Source organism: Malacoplasma iowae, from assembly GCF_900660615.1.
Lineage (GTDB): Bacteria > Bacillota_I > Bacilli_A > Mycoplasmatales > Mycoplasmoidaceae > Malacoplasma > Malacoplasma iowae.
This window is the reverse complement of the sequence record NZ_LR215023.1, coordinates 340,348-359,738: the sequence shown is the minus strand read 5'-3', so window position 1 is coordinate 359,738 and position 19,391 is coordinate 340,348. Positions and strand designations below refer to the sequence as shown.

The 19,391-nt window shown below is 24.4% G+C and carries 18 protein-coding genes; 10 read left to right on the top strand and 8 right to left on the bottom strand.

All coding sequences use genetic code 4. The annotated features are described in order from the left end of the window. Window positions 1-153: 153 nt before the first annotated feature. Entirely contained in the window at window positions 154-1,134 is a 981-nt protein-coding gene (locus tag EXC57_RS01425; RefSeq protein WP_129692543.1) for an ATP-dependent 6-phosphofructokinase, read from the top strand. A 97-nt stretch (window positions 1,135-1,231) separates the two neighbouring features. On the opposite strand, the gene EXC57_RS01420 is transcribed toward EXC57_RS01425, so the two are convergent. From EXC57_RS01420 to EXC57_RS01410, 3 genes are all read right to left on the bottom strand, one after another. Beyond that, window positions 1,232-2,074 (bottom strand): hypothetical protein, encoded by an 843-nt coding sequence (locus EXC57_RS01420; RefSeq protein ID WP_004025278.1) that lies wholly within the window; start codon window positions 2,072-2,074, stop codon window positions 1,232-1,234. Between the two features lie 17 nt (window positions 2,075-2,091). Beyond that, window positions 2,092-3,174, bottom strand: a complete 1,083-nt coding sequence (locus EXC57_RS01415; protein ID WP_129692541.1) for an AAA family ATPase — start codon at window positions 3,172-3,174, stop codon at window positions 2,092-2,094. 278 nt (window positions 3,175-3,452) lie between these two features. Further along, entirely contained in the window at window positions 3,453-4,799 is a 1,347-nt protein-coding gene (locus EXC57_RS01410; RefSeq protein ID WP_036451856.1) for an FAD-dependent oxidoreductase, read from the bottom strand. Window positions 4,800-5,046: 247 nt separating this feature from the next. Between EXC57_RS01410 and EXC57_RS01405 the strand changes: the two genes are divergently transcribed. The 7 genes from EXC57_RS01405 (at window position 5,047) to EXC57_RS01375 (ending at window position 11,583) form a co-directional block, all read left to right on the top strand. After that, on the top strand, window positions 5,047-6,480 hold the full coding sequence (locus EXC57_RS01405; protein WP_004025275.1) for a hypothetical protein: 1,434 nt from the start codon (window positions 5,047-5,049) through the stop codon (window positions 6,478-6,480). Beyond that, complete coding sequence (locus tag EXC57_RS01400) at window positions 6,473-7,492, top strand: iron ABC transporter permease (RefSeq protein WP_004025274.1); 1,020 nt, start codon at window positions 6,473-6,475, stop codon at window positions 7,490-7,492. Before EXC57_RS01405 ends, EXC57_RS01400 begins: the two co-directional genes overlap by 8 nt. Next, window positions 7,492-8,556 carry an iron ABC transporter permease gene (locus tag EXC57_RS01395; RefSeq protein ID WP_004025273.1) on the top strand — a complete coding sequence of 355 codons (1,065 nt, stop codon included), beginning with the start codon at window positions 7,492-7,494 and terminating at the stop codon, window positions 8,554-8,556. The genes EXC57_RS01400 and EXC57_RS01395 overlap by 1 nt, the downstream gene beginning before the upstream one ends. A gap of 8 nt (window positions 8,557-8,564) precedes the next feature. Beyond that, on the top strand, window positions 8,565-9,476 hold the full coding sequence (locus EXC57_RS01390) for an ABC transporter ATP-binding protein (RefSeq protein ID WP_129692540.1): 912 nt from the start codon (window positions 8,565-8,567) through the stop codon (window positions 9,474-9,476). Window positions 9,477-9,608: 132 nt separating this feature from the next. Further along, window positions 9,609-10,235 (top strand): superoxide dismutase, encoded by a 627-nt coding sequence (locus EXC57_RS01385; protein ID WP_004025270.1) that lies wholly within the window; start codon window positions 9,609-9,611, stop codon window positions 10,233-10,235. 93 nt (window positions 10,236-10,328) lie between these two features. Further along, entirely contained in the window at window positions 10,329-11,141 is an 813-nt protein-coding gene (locus tag EXC57_RS01380) for an alpha/beta fold hydrolase (RefSeq protein ID WP_004025269.1), read from the top strand. Beyond that, window positions 11,128-11,583 (top strand): hypothetical protein, encoded by a 456-nt coding sequence (locus EXC57_RS01375; RefSeq protein WP_004025268.1) that lies wholly within the window; start codon window positions 11,128-11,130, stop codon window positions 11,581-11,583. Before EXC57_RS01380 ends, EXC57_RS01375 begins: the two co-directional genes overlap by 14 nt. Before the next feature lie 64 nt (window positions 11,584-11,647). On the opposite strand, the gene EXC57_RS01370 is transcribed toward EXC57_RS01375, so the two are convergent. The 4 genes from EXC57_RS01370 to EXC57_RS01355 form a co-directional block, all read right to left on the bottom strand. Further along, on the bottom strand, window positions 11,648-13,204 hold the full coding sequence (locus tag EXC57_RS01370) for an ABC-F family ATP-binding cassette domain-containing protein (protein WP_129692539.1): 1,557 nt from the start codon (window positions 13,202-13,204) through the stop codon (window positions 11,648-11,650). A gap of 131 nt (window positions 13,205-13,335) precedes the next feature. Further along, the gene (gene truB / locus EXC57_RS01365; protein ID WP_004025266.1) at window positions 13,336-13,992 is read right to left on the bottom strand and encodes a tRNA pseudouridine(55) synthase TruB; all 657 of its coding nucleotides are present in this window, start codon (window positions 13,990-13,992) and stop codon (window positions 13,336-13,338) included. Then, the gene (locus EXC57_RS01360) at window positions 13,982-14,761 is read right to left on the bottom strand and encodes an MG_279/MG_280 family protein (RefSeq protein ID WP_004025265.1); all 780 of its coding nucleotides are present in this window, start codon (window positions 14,759-14,761) and stop codon (window positions 13,982-13,984) included. Before EXC57_RS01360 ends, truB begins: the two co-directional genes overlap by 11 nt. A 95-nt stretch (window positions 14,762-14,856) precedes the next feature. After that, window positions 14,857-16,584: a hypothetical protein gene (locus tag EXC57_RS01355; RefSeq protein ID WP_004025264.1), complete on the bottom strand. Its 1,728-nt coding sequence runs from the start codon at window positions 16,582-16,584 to the stop codon at window positions 14,857-14,859. Between the two features lie 95 nt (window positions 16,585-16,679). Between EXC57_RS01355 and EXC57_RS01350 the strand changes: the two genes are divergently transcribed. After that, window positions 16,680-18,002, top strand: a complete 1,323-nt coding sequence (locus tag EXC57_RS01350; protein ID WP_004025263.1) for a DEAD/DEAH box helicase — start codon at window positions 16,680-16,682, stop codon at window positions 18,000-18,002. A gap of 38 nt (window positions 18,003-18,040) precedes the next feature. Continuing rightward, on the top strand, window positions 18,041-19,123 hold the full coding sequence (locus EXC57_RS01345) for a Fic family protein (RefSeq protein WP_004025262.1): 1,083 nt from the start codon (window positions 18,041-18,043) through the stop codon (window positions 19,121-19,123). Here EXC57_RS01345 and EXC57_RS01340 read toward each other — a convergent pair. Then, window positions 19,120-19,377 (bottom strand): hypothetical protein, encoded by a 258-nt coding sequence (locus EXC57_RS01340; protein WP_129692538.1) that lies wholly within the window; start codon window positions 19,375-19,377, stop codon window positions 19,120-19,122. The genes EXC57_RS01345 and EXC57_RS01340 overlap by 4 nt on opposite strands. Window positions 19,378-19,391 lie beyond the last annotated feature (14 nt).

Sequence of the window (19,391 nt, the reverse complement as noted above, 5' to 3'; positions counted from 1 at the left end):
GCAAGTTAATAAATATTCAAAATTTAATAAAAATGATAATTTTTAACAAAGTTTTCTCTTAGAGAAATATTATATATAAATTTAGTCAAATATGTAAGTATAATTTTAAAAGAAATATATTTTAAAAAAAATATTTTAGGAGAAATTATTAAAATGAAAAAAATAGCAATACTAACATCTGGTGGTGATGCATCTGCAATGAACAAATGTTTATCTTCTTTTGTTTATTTTGCATCAAAATATGATTTAGAAATTTATTTTGTTTATGGTGGATATAAAGGTTTATATCAAGATGCAATTTTTAAATCCAACTACAATGAAGTTAGAACTTGAACTTTTTTACCAGGAACTAAAATATATACTTCAAGATTTCCAAAATTTTCAGACCCTGCTGTTTCAGCAGTAGCTGCAGAAAATCTAAAAAGAAAAGGTATTGATTGTTTAATAGCAATTGGTGGTGATGGAACATATATGGGAGCTCAAAAATTATATGAACAAGGTGTTAATGTAATTTGTTTACCAGGTACTATTGACAATGATGTTGCATCAACAAAATATACATTAGGTTTTGACACAGCTTTGAATACAATAGTTAATAGAATAAAAGAAATAAGATCTTGTATGGAATCTCATAGACATATTGCACTTGTTGAAATTATGGGAAGACATTGTGTTGATTTAACTGTATATGCTGGAATGGCTACAGAAGCTAATATTTTAATTACAAATGAAAACTATATTACTCTAGAAGAATTTTTAGAAAAAATCAAAAAAGTGAGAAAAACAGTTAATGGTTCAATTCTTTGTTTAGTTAATGAAAAACTTTTAGGAACAGATGGAAAACCAACAATCGAAGAATATAGAGATTATGTTGAAAAAAATTCTAATGAACAAGTAAAAATAAATGTTTTAGGTTATCTTCAAAGAGGCGGGGAACCAACTGCTGTAGAATTGATTAGATGTACTAAAATGGTTGAAAAAGCATGTGAACTAATCAGCAAATCAGAATATGGTAAAGTTATTGGTATTGGACCTACAACAAATGAAATTGAAGCTTATGATATTCCAGAAGCTTTAAAAATGAAAAACCCACCAAGAATAGAATTAATTAAAAAATATACAACTGATAATTAATATAAAATCAAATATGTTTAAAAAATCTCATAGCTAATAACTATGAGATTTTTTAACAACAAAAAAACTCAAATATCTTGTTTATAAAAAATGAATTCTATTCAACAAGGATAATAGATGGATTTAAATATTCAGTTAATATGCTTGCAAAATATGGTTCTTTTTTCTTAAGATCTTCAATGTCTTTATTTAATAATGTTTTTCCATAAGATTTTCAAACTTGAGTAGTTGGATCAATTTCATAAATCATAAACATTATTCTTCTTAAAAAATCAGCACTTTCAAGCATTAGTCCTTGACCATTAACATTAACACCATTTCTAACTTTAACTATTGATAAACGATAATAATCAACACCTCTTTCATTTGTGTGAGCAATATTACCAATAGATAAAGCATTGAAATCATATTGTTTAAAAAAACTTCTAATAATAGTTCTATACGATTGTCAATTCATATGACCACTAATATTTAATAAAATTGTGGCTGTTTTGAACTTATCTGATTTTTCTTTGTGAAAAGAAAGCATAGAGTATGGAGTAATGTTATTTAAATAACTTGGAACACTTGGAACACTTCCAGCTTCTTTTAATTTGACATGCATTTTTTTAAGGTTATTAACCTTTAATAAACTAATTTTAGTATTACTAAATCAAGTTTCATTTATATACTCTTCCATAGTTTCATATTCATTAAATTTATCTTTTTTACTTGAAATACGGTGAGACATAACATGCTGTTGTGGGAAGTTTTCTAATCTAGATTTATTTTTATCTGCAAGTTTTTTGATCAAATTGAAGTACTCTTTTTCAGGATATTCTTTTAGAATATCAACAAGTTCTTCAAGATATCATTCATCTATATAAACTACAAATTTTGGATTTACATTAATCCTAACAACTCTAGATTTTAGTTCCTCTTTATTAGAATTTTTTCTCATTTTAAGACCCAAATAAATTATTTTTTCTTAGCAACCGATGTTGTTGTTTTTGCACTTGTTGAACTAGTTCCTGAACTTCTAGTGGTTTTACTTGCAACTGTTGAACTTTTTTGAATAGTTGATTGTTGAGTTGCCTCTTGTTCAGAAGCATTTCTTTGAGAACGCGCTTTTTGTTCTGCTTCTTCAATTAATGATAATATTCTATCTTTAACTTTTGGAAGTGCATTTTTTAAAATTGTCATTTCAAAAGCTTCTTTTCAACTAAAATTCAAAGATTTAATACCACTTTTAGTTGTTAAAGGTTGTGTTAACCTTAATCCTAAAATTAAAGCTCTAGTTGAACAAATAATTGGTAATTTTTCAGGTTGTGCTATTCTTCTAGCCATTATAAATCTATCAAAATAGTGTTTACCATTAACATATCCTCTAGCAAATCTTTCTTCAAGCTTTTCGTCATATGGCATTTCTAAAAATACAAATCTATCTAAAGTGGCAATATCTAATTGTTGACGAGCTGTAAAACCAGCACCAATATCTAAACCATTAGTGTTACCTGCTGCTATTAATCTAAATTTTTCATGAGCTGTAACTCTACCATTAGGAAAATCTAAGAATTTATTTGCTAACGCAGAGTTAATAATAATTAATGCTTCTGGATTTGATGCATCCATTTCATCAAATAAAAATAGACCACCATTTTTGAAACACTTATAAAAATCGGTTTCAATATAATCACCTTTAGCACTTTTAAAACCTAATAATTTATATGGTTCAAGAATTGCACCACTAAAATAGAAATCTAAATTTAATGATTTAGCAATTTCTTGAGCCATGTAGGTTTTACCAGCACCTGGCATAGAGTATAAATATACATGGAAATCAGCTGCCACCAACTTTAGCACTTTTTCAAAAAGAAAGTGTTGTTTTTTAGCTCCAGCTAGTTCAATTTCTCTAATGTTCATTGATTCTAGAGTAGCTTTAAGTTCTTTTGAAGAAATTCCTGTTTCAACGTGTTCAATAATATCACGAGAGACAGTTAATATTCTTTCATCAATAAGTTCACCAACATAATCTTTTATTTTTTTTCTATTTGTAAACATTTATTAAACCCTTAAAATAATCTAAATATAATAATATCATTAATAATAATTTTCTAATGAAGTTTTATATTATTTAAAAACTTATAAAAAATAGTATTAAAACTTTTTAAAAAGGTTTTTTTTAAATAAAATTTGTGCGCATTTATTCATTTTTTTAAAAACAAAAAATAAAACAATTTAACAATTTAATATTTTAATGAACTAAAACAATAATAAAAGTTATTGATTTTAAGCATAAAAAATGCAAGGTATTAAAACACCTTGCATCAAAACATATATTATTTTTTTCTTGACGCAACCATTGCTGCAGTATTAATTACATTTCATGGATTGTCAAATTCTGGTTGGAAAAAGAAGTCAGCATACGCTAATTGATCTACTGTCATTCTATTAAAGATAGCTAAAGACATAGCATTTATGTTAGCTGTTAAATCATGTTTAGACATTATTTGAGCACCTAAAACAACTTTAGTATTTTTATCAAAAATTATTTTAAACATAACTTTATCTTTTAATTCTTCTGGAACAAAACTCATCTTGTATCAGTCATGAACTAATACACTATCAATTTGCATATTAAGTTTTTTAGCAAAAACTTCATTAACACCAGTAGATGCAAATTTATAATCAAATACTGATAAAGCTGATGAACCTTGAACACCAGGGAATTTGTGTTTTGCTTCAACTAAATTCTTAACAGCATATCTACCTTGTTTTCTAGCATTTGTAGCTAAAGCAATATTCATTTCAATATTTGCTGGATTAAATTTAATTAATGTAGAATCCCCAACTGCAAATACATCTTGAGCACTTGTTCTCATGTATTCATCAGTTTTAATTAGCCCATTAGGATGTAATTCTAAAGTACCTTTCAATCAGTCAGTGTTTGGTTTAACACCAGCTGCTATAACAACAAGATCTGCTTTAACTGAACTCTTATTTGTAACAACTGCTTCAAGTTTAGTAGTACCTTCAAACTTAACAACACTTTCATTTAATAAAAATTTAACATTGTGTTTTTCCATTTCACTTTGTAAAACATCAGTGAATTCTTTATCTAAATATGTTGGAAGAATTGTTGGAGTAATATCAATAACTGTAACATTTTTATTAGCTTTTGCAAATGATTGTGCAGCTTCAATACCAATATATCCACTACCAATTACAACAACATCTCTTACACTAGAATCTTCAATTTTAGCTCTAATTTTTTTAGCTCAATTTCTTCCTCTCATGTAGTAAACATTTTCTAGATCTTCACCTGGAACATTTAATGTTCTTGGAACAGCACCAGGACTTATGATTAATTTATCATAAGTATCTTTTTTAATAGTATTTGTTTCTAAATCTAACACTTCAATTGTGTGTTGTTCTGGAACTATTGCTTTTATTTCATGAGATTTAAATACTTTAATACCTTTAGAATTCATTTCAGTTTCACTTGAATATCTAATAGTATCAACATCTTTTACTACACCTTCAAGATAAAGTTGCATACCACAAGATAAAAATGATATAAAATCACCTTTTTCATATCAGTGAACTGTAGCATTTGGATGAAGTTCTAATAATTCATTACAAGCTTCATAACCACCATGAGATGATCCTAATACAATAACTTTCATTATTTTCCTCCTCTTATTTTTTGTTCATACGCACGGTATGTAAGTTAAATTTATCATAAAAAGAATGAACCTGATTTGTTATTTTAGAAAAATTAATAATTTTTATAAATAAATAAGAATTTGTAAATTTTTAATTAAAAATCGAAATTTTTAATTCGAAAAAATCAAAAAAATAAACAACTTATTTATAAATTTTATAAATTGTATAATATAATTCTATTTAGAAAAATTATAAATAAGGGGAAATATGAATAAATTAAAATGAATAAAGTTTTTTTCATTTTTAGCAGTACCAGCAATAGCTGTACCTGCTTTGACTAGTTGTTTTTCTTCTGGTAGTCCTATTAATCATATTAATTTTTTAGCTAATTATGTAAATTCATTAGATGCTACTTCATTACTTGGAGTTGCACCTCATCATTTTATTTCAAACAAATCATCTTTTGAAGTGGAAAAATTCATTGAAAATACATATTTAAAAGATTATTTCAATCATGACAAAACAAAAGTTAATAAATATAAAATTATGGATGGTCAAGAAGTTAATTTAAAAGATATTGCAAGACTTGAACCATATTCAATTTTATTCAACGAGTGAGAAAGAGTTGATGAAAATAAATTTCATGACATCATCCCACACATTGCATATACTTCAATGGGTGATACAGAAAATCAAAGTAGATGATGAGAAGATGACAAAGAAGACACTTTCTGATACACAAAAGATGAAAGTATGTTGAAATATTATAAATATAGTGATGGAAATAATACAAACACTTATCAATCTGAAAGAGTTAAATTATATGCAACTGTTGATTCAGGTGTTTCACCACAAAAAGCATTATTAATGGCAGCAAAAGATTTAGATAAAATTTATAATTTGAACGGAACATTAACTAAGCGTGCAAATGATTCTGTAAAGCAATTCAAAAATAGAGTTACTGCAATAACAAATAATGAATATTTCAAAACCTTTGTTTCAACAACTAGCCAGACAGTTAGTGATAATCAAAATTCTGATACACATAAAAACAATATCAATGTTGGTGTTGTATTAGGTGGAGCTTCAGATAATTCATCAACATGACAATTTTTAACACCAAATGCTTTACCATTATTTTATTCTTCACAACAAGGAAAAGGTTTAGGTTTTAATTTTCCTGATCCAATAGATAATACTCACAATTTTAGATTCTCTCATTACAATGAAACATATATTAAAAGTACAAGTTCAACAGATGAACTTTTTCAACAATTCAAAAACAAATTTGATTATTTAATTTATGTTCAATCAGATACTAATACAGTCAAAAATAATACTCCAAATTTAGACAAATTTGATGAATTGTTAAAAGAACCAAAAATTGGAGATTTTAAAAAAAGAATTTATTCAACAACAAATATGAAATTTTATGATGCAATTTGGGGTATGATAGGTTATGAATATATATTGAATGATCTTGTTGATAAAATGATTCCTCAATTCGCTAGTTCACAATATTATTCACAAAAAAAATCTAGTGTTAAAACAGTAGATTCAAATTCTTTAATTGAAGAAGATAAAAAGAATAGATGAAATTTGATTGAACCAAAAGATTTTGTTTACTTAACTCCAAATATGGACAAAACAATTTTTAAAGAATGAAATTATAATAAAAATAGCAAAAAAGAAAATGAATAGATTAATCTACAAAATAGAACAGTCAAAATTTATTAAATGAAATAAAAAAATTAGAAAGACAAATAAATATAAAGTAATAGCAATAGCTATTATCTTTTTAATATTTGTCTCTATTTTTATTGGTTTGCTATGTTCATATCCATATAGTAGTAACACCAATATTTTTAATGATCCATATAAAGTTATTGATAAAAACCTTTTACCTTTATTAGTAGGTTTTTTATCAGGTTTTAGCTTATCAGTTGCTGGTTGTGCTATGCAAGGAGTGTCAAGGAATTCCTTAGCTGGTCCTACAACATTAGGTTTTATTCCAATCGCAACACTTGGTATATTTGTTGTTGAAGTAGCAAATTTAACTAAATACACTTACTTATTTTATTTATTTGCTTTTTTGTTTTCTTTAATTGCATTGTTTGTAAATTTCATATCAATTAAATATGATAAAGACAGTTATAAACTAGTTCTTGTTGGTTTAATTTTTGGAGCTTTTATTTCAAGTTTAACTGCTATATTACAATCATATTTCTCTTTATCTTTTGGAAATGTCAACATTTGAATAGGACAAACACAAATTAACTATTTTTTAGGAAGTTTTAAATATGAAAGATTAATATATAGTTCAATAATAACACTTATTGGATTTGTATTAGTTATCACACATTCGAAAAAATTAAATATTATAGAAAGTAATTTAACATTAGCTATGTCTTTAGGTATTAATGTTAGAAAAGTTTACTGAATTATGGGTTTAGCTTCAATTTTGCTAACAATATCTGCTGTTAATTTAATTGGTTCATTAGTTATTATTGGTATAGTTATGCCACATTTGGCAAGATTAATATTAGGAACTAGAAACTATTATATTGTCACACCAGTATCTGGATTTTTAACTGGTACTACAATTATGATTGCTATGTATATAAATGCTATATACAATTTTGGATTAAATCTATATGCTGTTATAGTAGCTTTACCAATATTTGTTTATATGATGTTTGTGAGGAAAAAATAATGATAAGCAAGAAAGCAAAAAAAACAAAATCAACAAGCATCATAAACATAGCAAATAATAATTTGTCAACTTATAAAACAAATGCTTTTAAATTTAATTTGATTAAAAATAAAACTATTAATCATCTATTTAAATTTGTAACAATTATTATACTAGCAGTTATTGTAGGTATATTGGTTTTATTTATTACAGATATAGGCTTTGATGAAATTAATGCTTACATAAATAGAAAGTTAATATGAGTTATATTGTTATCATCAATTAACTTAGTTATATCAACTTTTATAGTTCAAACATTAACACATAATAAATTAGCTGACACATCAGTTTTAGGAATAGGAAGTATTAATTTAGTTTTACTAACAATAGCAATTTTATTTCTGGATATATCAAATAAAAATTCAATTAATACATTTAACACCATATTACCTTTTTTATATATAGCTGGATCAATAATTGCTTCGCTTTTAATATTTGGTTTAAGTTCAAAAAATAAATTTGAAATTAGCAAAAAATTTATCCTTGCAGGAATTTTATTAAATTTTGCTTTTTCTGCTGTTTCAACTTCAGTTTCAACTGTTTTATCTTCATCAAAATCTAACATATTATCAAATTACTCATCGGGCTTAATAGAATTTAAATTTGATTTCTATATCTATATGGCTATTGCATTAACACTATTTTCATTAATTTGATTTTATTCAATTTTAAGAAAATATAGAATTGTTACAACAAATAACATAATTGCAAATCAATTAGGTATTAACATTAGGTCAATTTATTGACAAGGAATTATCATAAGTGCAATTATGACAGCAACAGCTTTTTTTCTTGTTGGAAATGTTGTCTTTTTAGGTTTAGTTGGAGCAAACATAGCTTTATATCTTTTTAAAAAAGATTATAAATATGGAGTTGTATCTTCTGGTCTTATTGGATTCATCATATTAGGATTAACATATTTTTTCAATAAGAATTTAATTGTTAATTCTCAAATAAATACATCAACTGTTATTCCGTTAATAGCAACACCATATTTTTTATACTTAATACTGAAAAAAAATTAGGAGCATATATGTCGTTTATAAAAATAGAAAATATTAATTTAGAGTATGATAAAAAAAATAAAATTATTGAAAATTTAAGCATTGATATTGATAAAGGTGAATTTATTTCAATAATAGGTCCAAATGGTTGTGGGAAATCAACATTACTTAAATCCATAGCTAGATTATTAAAACCTAAAAAAGGTCATATCTTTTATGACAAGAAAGATATTTATGAATATAAACCAAAAGAATACTCAAAATTGGTTAGTTTTGTTCCTCAATTAACTACATATCCAACTGATGTGACTGTTTATGAATTTGTAAAAATGGGGAGATTCCCATATTCAAATTTCATAACAACTAATGAAAAAGAAGATAAACAAAAAGTTGAAGAAGCTTTGAAATATACAGATTTAACTGATTTAAAAGATAAATATGTAGATGAATTATCGGGTGGTCAAAAACAACGTGCTTTACTTGCTTTAGCATTGGCTCAAGATACTGAAACTGTTTTACTAGATGAACCAACAAATCACTTAGATATAAAAAACCAGTTAGAAATGATTCACTTATTACATGAGTTAAATCATACTTTAAAGAAAACTATTATTTTAGTTATTCACGATATAAATCATGCTATGAAATTTTCAGACAAAATAATCATTATGAACAAAGGCCAAATAATTGGAACTGGGCCAACAAATGACATAGTAGATGAAGAAATTATTTTAAAAGTTTTTGGGGTTAATGCATCAATTATTAAATCGCAAGATAAAAAAATTATTTCAGATTATTGAATAGATTCTCTTCAAAAACTTGCTTCTTATCACAAAGAAAATAAAGAAGAAACTTCAAGTGATCAAAATAAAACAAAACAAAATGAAAAACCCAATTTAGTAGATAAAATAAAATCAAATAAAAAGAAAATAATTAAATAATTATTAAACAAAGTTATAAAATATTTTTTAGTTTATGTTTATTAAATAAAAATAATAAACATAAATTTTTATTTAAATCCACAAAATAAGTTTATTATTAGAAGTACACATTTAAAAATTTAGGAGGAAATTATGTACAAACTACCATTATTAGGAATGAATTATGACGATTTAGAACCACATATTGATGCACAAACAATGGAAATACATTACACAAAGCATCACCAAGCTTATGTTGATAATTTAAATGCTGCAATAGAAAAACATCCAGAATTGGATAATAAACCGTTAAAAGAACTTCTTTTAAATTTTGACAAAATACCTGCAGACATTAAAGGTGCTATTCAAAACCATGGTGGAGGTCATCACAATCATTCATTATTTTGACTTATTTTAAAGAAAAACGGTGGTGCAAAACCAACTGGTAAATTATTAGAAATGATAAATAGAGATTTAGGTTCATTTGAAAATTTCAAAGAACAATTCGAAACACATGCTAAATCAAAATTTGGTAGTGGATGAGCATGACTTGTAATTAACAAAGATAATAAACTAGAAGTTACAAGCACAAGTAATCAAGACTCACCATTAATGTTCGGACAAAAACCTGTTTTAGGTTTAGATGTTTGAGAACATGCTTACTACTTAAAATATCAAAACAGAAGAATTGACTATATTAAAGAATTCTGAAATGTTATTAATTGAGAAAATGTTTTAAAATTTGTAGAAGACGCACTAGTTATAGAGTGTGACAAATAATAAATTAACAAATAAATTAAAAATACCAATAATGGTATTTTTTTATTTTATAATTAAATTTGAATTTCAATATTATTCACAGGTGGTTAATTTATGGATATAAAACTTAATGTAGAAGGATTTGTTTATAACCAAGAAGAAAACAAAAACAAGCAAAAAGTTTTTTTAATACATGGATTTGGAATAGATCATCGTTGTTTTTATTATTTTATCAAGCAAAACCCCCAGTATGAAATACATGCTGTAAATATTCCTGGAATGCATAGTAACGAAGACACTAAAATAAAAAAAAGAAATTTAAAAATGAAGTGTATAGCTAATGCAATTGCAGAATATATAAAAGAAAAAAATTTAACAGATTTAATATTGATAGGTCATTCACTTGGTGGTGCATTAGCAATAATTATTAATAGTTTATTACCAGAAAAAACTATAAAAAAATTGATTTTACTTGCTCCATATAACATCACTTCTTTACCAAAAATAGTAGATAAACCGTTTTATATGCACTTTAAAAGCAAAGCAAGTTTTGAAAGATTACAAGATATAACTTTTCACAACTATCAAAAAGTTAAAGAAAACATAAATTCAGACATATATTTTTCAGAAGTTACAAAATTTGTTAAGAAAAATAAACAAAATTTAATAACAATAGCTGTTGAAATGATAAGACCTACTTTTTTTAAACTTATAGATAATTCATTAAAAACAGTTAATATCCCAATGTATTTATGACTTGGTGAATATGACACATTTGTTGAAAATAAGTTTACACTAAGGCATTTTTCAAAATTTGTAAAAAATTTTAAATATGATGTATTTAAAAATTGTGGTCATGCTTTTTTTGCTGAGAATTTTAAAGATTTTAATGACAAAGTTGCTGAGGCTATAAATGAAGATGAATAAACTTTGAATTTTTAGCAAGTATCGTTTTTTTGATTTTAAAATAAGCCAAACGAAATTAAATAAATTAATTAAAGACAAAAATTATGTATTTATATTTTTCCCGATATTTGAAGATACAATTCGTAATATGGATTTAATTAAATCAATCTTTGATTTAAAAACTAGTGATGATCAAAACTTAAAAAATCTTAATATAAAAAATTCTACAAGAGACATTTACCATTTTATTAATTACTATGGCCTTGAAGATATATTAATATTATCAAGAAATGAATTTGATTCTTGATTTAATTTAAACGCAGATAAAAAGAAAAAATATGTATTTTTAAATATTCCATTTCATTGCAAATATCATTATCACAAATTAAGATATATGGGTTATAAAAGCTATCTTTTAAAATTCTATAGAAATCAAAAAAAACTATTTGGAAATAAAAAATAAGTATTTATTTAAATATCCAAATAGTTTTTTAATATGTATTAAACTAGCATAAATTAAAAAAATTTTATTTTTTTAAAGATCAATTAGTTGCATCATAAACATGTGTTGCTACATCATTATAAAATTCAGGTTCATGGCAAACAAATATTAGTGTACCTTTGTAATCTTGAAGTGCTTTTTTCAAATTGTCTTTTGAATCTTTATCTAAGTGATTTGTTGGTTCATCAAGAACCAAAACGTTTGAATCATTATTAATTAAAACAGCAAGTCTTAATTTTGCTTGCTCACCACCACTTAAACTATTAATTTTAGAATCAATATGTGTTTTATTTAAACCAACTTTTGCTAATTCTTTTCTTATGTACTGTTGAGTTTTTTTATCATAAGGAAAATGTTCTCAAGCATATTCATAACAAGATATGTTATCATATTTTTCTTCTTGTCTAAAATAACCAAATAAAACATAATCACCAATTTCAATTTTTCCAGATATTGGTTTTATATCTTTTATCAAACTTTTTAATAAAGTAGATTTACCAATACCATTAGCCCCAACTATAACTATTTTTTCACCTCTTAAAAGATTTATATTAATTTCTTTTGAAAGTGGTTTGTCATATCCTGTAACAAGGTTTGTGGTAGCTAAAACATTTTTTGTTGGTGCTTTACACTCTTTAAAACTAAACTCTGATTTCTTGTTTTCATTAGGAAGCTCAATTCTAACTATTTTGTCTAACATTTTTTGTCTAGAGCTTGCTCTTCCAGTTGTAGATGCTCTGGCTTTATTTTTAGCAATAAAAGTTTCCATTTTTTTAATTTGATCTTGTTGTCTATCATAAGCTTTTATAAGCTTTTCTTTTTCAAGTTCATAAACTTTTTTGAAATTCTCATAATTGCCTTTATATCTAACTAATTTATGATTTTCAAAATGATATACAACATTAATTACTGCATTTAAAAATTCAAGATCATGAGAAATTAACACAAAAGCATTTTCATAATTTAATAAATAATTTTTTAATCACTCAATATGTTTTTCATCTAAAAAGTTAGTAGGTTCATCAAGCAACATAACATCAGGACTTTCTAATAATAGTTTGGTTAAAAGAATTTTTGTTCTTTGGCCTCCTGATAAGTCATCCACTAATGTATCATATCCAAAACTATCAACACCAAGTCCGCTTGCTACCTGTTTTATCTTTTCTTCTATTTCATAATAGCCATTATATATAAGCATATTTTGGATGTCACCAGCTCTTGTTAATTCTTTATCATAATTTTGCTCATCTATATTTTCAAGATTTTCATAAATCTTTATCATTTCTTCTTCTTTTTTAGACATTCAATCAAAAGCATGTCTTAATGTTTCAAAAATAGTTTCTCCAGATTTAAGTTCTGTATGTTGATCCATATATCCAATTTTTATTTTAGGATGTAGATAAATATCACCCTCATCAGGCATCAACTTATTAGCTATTATTTTCATAAAGGTTGATTTACCCTTTCCATTTTCCCCAACTAGTCCAATATGTTCTTTAGCCATAAGTTTGAATTCAGCACTTTTGAAAACATCTTTTTCGCCAAAAGAATGAGTAAGATTCCTTACATCAATAATAGACATAAACTCTCCTAAATAAAATAAAAATAATCAATGTTTATTAATTTTATCATTTTTAAAAATTAAAAATAAAAAAGTATAGTTTCCTATACTTTATGCAAAGTTATTTATTGAAATTCTATTATTTAAAATATTTAACTCATATTTCAATCTACATTAATTGCATCATCCAAACTAAATTCTCCACTTTTAGTTCTTTGTAAGTCTATTAATGTTGCAAAATTATTTAAGGCTAAACCAATATCATTAGCAAAACTTCTTATATAAAAACCTTTAGATACAAGCAATCTTATTTTCAATATCTGATTCTCAACGTCAAAACTTAAAATTTCATTTTCTATTATTTTTACTTTTCTTTGTTCTATATCAACTGGTTTATTTTCTCTAGCATATTCATAAAGTTTTTTACCATTAATTTTAATAGCAGAATAAATTGGTGGAGTTTGGTAAATTTCCACATTTTGAAAACTTGAAAGGTAATTTTCTATTTCTTTAAAACTTACTTTATTAGTTGTTTTATCTATGATTTTTCCTTCTGTATCATATGAATCTGTTCTATACCCAAATTGAATTGTTGCAATATATTCTTTGTTATCCAATAAAAGATTGGACAATTCCTTTGTCCCTTCATTTATTCCTAACACTAATACACCAGTAGCATTAGGATCAAGGGTTCCAGCATGTCCAACTTTTTTATACTTAAATTTTCTTTTTATAAAATTAACAACCCAAAAGGATGTAACCCCTTTTGGTTTATTAACAACAATAATGTTTTTATTATTAGAATTCATCAATTATTTTTTCTTTTATTTCTGGATATTTTTTAAGAATATATTTTATATGACTTGTTAACTCACTTTTTTGACTAGATTTTCTTACTAATTTTCCATCTACATTTTTATATAAACCAAATGTAAGTAAACCTGACAATAATCCTAAACCTAGAATAGAACCAGAAGTTGCAACCATTACAGTAGCTCCAAAACCATAATACTCACTAAATTTTTCTGGAGTTACTTGTGCAATTATTTGATTAACCTTTGGTAAGTAGTCAGTTTTAACAGTGTTTAAAAATGTTTTTATTTGCGTAACTATCTCACTATTCGTAACAGAACCAACACTATCAGAAATAGAGTCAACACCTTGAGAAATTTTATCACCTGCTTCTCTTATTTGTTTTGCTAACTCCTTAAGTTGAGAAGAAGGATTAGAATCAGACCCATTAGCAATAGAAGACTTAGGTTTTTGAGATTCTATTTGTTCAGCTTGTTCTTCTAATTTTTTAGCAATATCATCAAAATTCTCTTTATATTTTCCAAACTCTGTTTTAAGTTCTCCTGGTAATTTTTCAACCTTATCAATAGTTGTATTAAATTGATCTATTCCATCATCCAATGTAGATGAAATACTTTGAACTTCATTTCTTATTTGCGTATAAAATTTAACAGCATCTTCTTTAAAGTACAATCCAACTGCCCCAACAGTACAGACAGCACCTAAAACTATTGTACCAACACCTAGTACCACAGTTTTTGTAAGTTTCCTAACCATATTTACCATAACAATCACTCTACCTATTTCTAATATTATAAAACATTAAAATATCAATTTTATTAAAAAAATTTTTTTAAGCGGGTCTTGTAGAAATAAAAATTCTATCTAAAAAATTTATTAACAAAAGGTAATTTAGTTCTACTAGATCTTATTTGTTTAATCAACAAGTTAAGTCCATCATTATATTTACCCATTTCATAAAGTTTTACTATATTATCAAAATTATAATTGTAATTGTGTTTTGCAATTTGAACATTTGCATAAAACATTAGTTTTTCTAAATACATTTTTTGATAATAAACATTTGCTAATGAAGAATAAATTTCTGAAACTTCAAGTTTTCTTTCAGATAAAGACAAGTATTTATATTCATGATTTTCTTCATCATCTGTTTGCACAAGAATGGCATTATTTTTCTTGAATGATATTTCCATTTGATCATATTCATTAATAAGTTTATGAATTTTTTGTAACATGATGTAATCATCTATTTTGTTCTTACTAATAAATCCTAGCATCTGGCTTAAAAGCATTTTGTTTGAAGTAATTTCTTTTACAACCAATTTAAAGAAATGATACTTGTCACTAACATTTTTAATTAATCATTCATATATATCAGATCATTCAACTATATCTTTAATAATTTCTTTTGCTTTTGCCAAAAAGACATTATGATCTTTATTTTTCTTTTCATTTTCTTGTTCTAATAAATAATTGATGTTTTTAACAATTTTATGTAGTTTACTAGCAAGAACATTAATGTGTTTTAAAAGATCTTTAAATATAAAGAAATTATTGTAAACCTTTAATAATTTTTCTTGGAGTGACTTGTGTTCTTTTAAAAATAATTTCAAAGATTCAATAATAATTTTTTTGTTATCACTTAAGAATTTGTTGTATTTCAAATTAATATTAAGAGTATCTTTTATTTTAAATAACTCTCCAATGATATACTTACTTACATTTTCGATTTGATTAAAATCTTTACTTTGAATTCTTTTGTTTAGTGTTTTTATGTTTTTGTTAATCTTGGTTAGTGTTTTGTTTGCAAAGTTTGTGTTTTCTTGTGAAATACTATTAAATTTATCTTTTAATATATCTTCAATTTCCCTTACTGAAAAATTAATATATTTAACTTCTTGGTCACGTAAATATAGGTTATTTATAAGATTCCATAAAACAAAAAAGTTAAAGTTATATTTGTTCAAAGTTTCAGTAATATCATCTATATCTGAAACTTCAATATAGCTATTAAGCATCTTAACTTGTTGTTTTAAAATTTTGCATAAAGATGTGATAGTTTCATCATTAGTTAAATTACTAAGATGTTTTTCATAAAAATCAATAATTGCTTTTGTGTTATCTCTATATGAAACAGCTATAAAGCTCATATGGTCTCTATATACCATCACATTGTTATAAACACCTTCCATAATATTTAAAGATTCTTTTAAATCTTTAATATCACTAATAATTGATTTATGCATTGCATTGAAATTTTTTCAATCATATATCTTTAATGCATCAGGAAGTTTATAAATTTTCTCTTTTAAATTTTCAAGTTCTATTTCATATCGGTTCCGATATTCATTAAAAAAATTAGATAAAGATTCATATTTTGGATTATTAAATGCAATATGTTCTATTGGAATATTTTTCTTAAAAAAATCATATAATGATAAATTGTTATACTCATTTTTAATTTCATTTTCTTTTAAAGTTAATTCTTTGTTTTTAAATAAAATAAATATGATGCTAACCAAAAATAACATCGATATTAAAATAAAAACGATAACTAAAATTAAAAAAATAATGTTTTTTTGCGCCATCAACAAATCCTAAACATTTTATCTAATTTTAATATATTAACAATAAATTTAGTTAAAATCTTAAAGCATAAAAGAAATTATTATTAAGGATTATTATGTTGGATAATTTTAAACTAAATAAGTTAATTGTTAATGTATTAAAACAAAATAACATTACTACTCTAACAGATGTTCAGTTAGAAACATTTAATCCCATAATGAATCAAGAAAATCTTTTAGTAAACGCCCACACAGGGACTGGTAAAACATTATCATTTTTAATTCCTTTATATGAAAAAATAATTTTGAATAAAAAAACAAAAACATTAATACTTGTTCCAAATAGAGAACTTGCAAACCAAATTTATCAAAACTGTTTATTATTTGATAAAGAAATTAACTCTTCTTCAATATGTGTTATTGGTGGTGTTGATCAACAAGATCAAATTAAAAATTTAAAACTTCAATGAAACAATTTAATTTGTACTCCCGGAAGAATAATAGATCTTATTAAACAAAATCAATTAGACCTTAACGATATTTCAACTTTTATAATTGATGAATCTGATATGATGTTAGATTTTGGATTTATAAATGATTTATATTGAATTAATGATAAATTAACAAACAAAAAACAAACTTTATTGTTTTCTGCAACTAACAATAAAATTCATAACAAATTATCATTTATATTCAACAATCAACCATACACAGTAATTGATTTAAAAAAAGGAACAAAAACAAATAACGATATAACAAATTTGTTATATTTTGTTAATAACAAAAACAAAACAAACTTGTTAATAGATGTCATAAAACAAAAACCAGGGGCAACATATGTAATTTTTATGAATATGATTAGAGATATAAATTATGTTGCAAGAGAACTGTTCAAAAATAGAATTGCTTTTGAAATAATTAGTAGCGAAAAAAGTCAGAAGCAAAGAGAAACATCAATAGAAAAATTTAAAAACTATCACTCAAATGTTTTAATTGCAACTGATGTAATATCAAGAGGAATTCATATAGATAATATAGATTTCATAATAAACTATAATGTTCCAAAACAATTTGATACTTTCATCCATAGAGTTGGTAGAACTGGAAGAATGAATTGTTCTGGAACAAGCATTACTTTTTGTGATCAAAATGAATATTATTTAGTTAAAAGAATTATCAATGAAACCAAAATAAAAATAGTCCAAGATCATAAATATAATGAACCATATGATCTAAAAAAAATAAATAGTGCAAAACCAAGTAGTGAAGATAATGTAGAAAAACTATTAATTGGTTTAACAAATAGAAAATTTTCATATGATAAAAAAATGTCAAAATCACAAAATGAAAAAATTAAAAAAAAGATAGAAAGAAAAAATAGAGAAAATTTAAATAAAAAAATAGACAACTTTCAATGAGGATATAAGAAATTAAAGTAAAATTAATTTAATCTATTATTTCTTAACTTTGGAGGGATATGTCAGATAGTTATCATTCAAAATCGGTTTATTTAATTAACAACAAACAATTGTATTCTATATGTGGTGAATTATTTACATATCTTACAGAGTTAAGAATAAATTATTCATCAATAGATTACCATCACTTAGCTTGGCATTTAAGCCACATAATTGAAATAGTATATTCTAATAAACTTGTTAATGTTGATTTAAATATATTTGATGTTATTAAACAATACACTAATGGACAAGAATCAATAAATGATACAGAAAAATATATAGATGCTAATTTAATTACAACAATTGTGGCTTCAGACATAAGAAAAAATAATGAGAAAATATCATATAAAACAATTGATGAAATAAGAGAATGATTATACAAATCAGAAGCATATAAAATAAAAAAGCAAAAATACAACAAAAATGAATATTTACTTTTAGATTTAAAAAAATATGAAGCTTTAATAAATGGAACAAGTACCAACAATCCTTTATTTTTTATTGGGATATTTTTATACAACATAGAGACACTATTAGAAAAAGATAGTTTACTTCCAATTGAAAGAAGCATTCATTTAAATTTATATTTAATGAAAAATAAATTATCTTTTTCACCAACACTGTGTATTTCATATCCATTATTATATAATTTAAAAAATTATGAAAATGCTTTAAAAAAGCTTTTGGTTGATGATTCACAAATTTCAGCTTTTTCTGAAATTATATTTGATTTAATAAAACAATCAGCTGTAATAAATCGAGCTTTAATATCAAATGTTATTTATGATTTTAGTAATTTTAAAAATTTCTTAAACAAAAGAAATAAAGTTGCAAAGATGCTAAAAAACTTACCTTACATGAATTTATTTAAAGTTGCTTCTTTAAGTGTAAATGTAATCGATAAAGTTTTAAAAATTAAAAATTTAAAAGAATCAAAATTAATCCTTGATACTTTAATTGAACAAAATTTATTAGCAAGTATATCAAGTAAAAATGATTATTTTATGTGAAAACAAACTTATCACTCTATAAAAAAATTAGATAGAAACAAAAGTCAATCAACAATGGAAATATTTAAACTAAAAGAAGATACAAATTAATTTTTACCCTTTAAATTAATGACCGTTTTTATCACATTATCTTTAGTTATTACAAACTGAATATGATGTTGATGATTGGTCATTTTTCTATCGCCATTGGGAAAAACAAATTCCAATGTCGCATGTTTAATTAGATCTTCAATTAACTCATATATTTTATGATCTTCTAAATGTTCAATTTTCATCCTTTCCCTTATTCTTTTATTTGAATGATGAGTTAATTTATAATCTGTGATTTTCTTGTAGTATGACATATTATAAATATTAT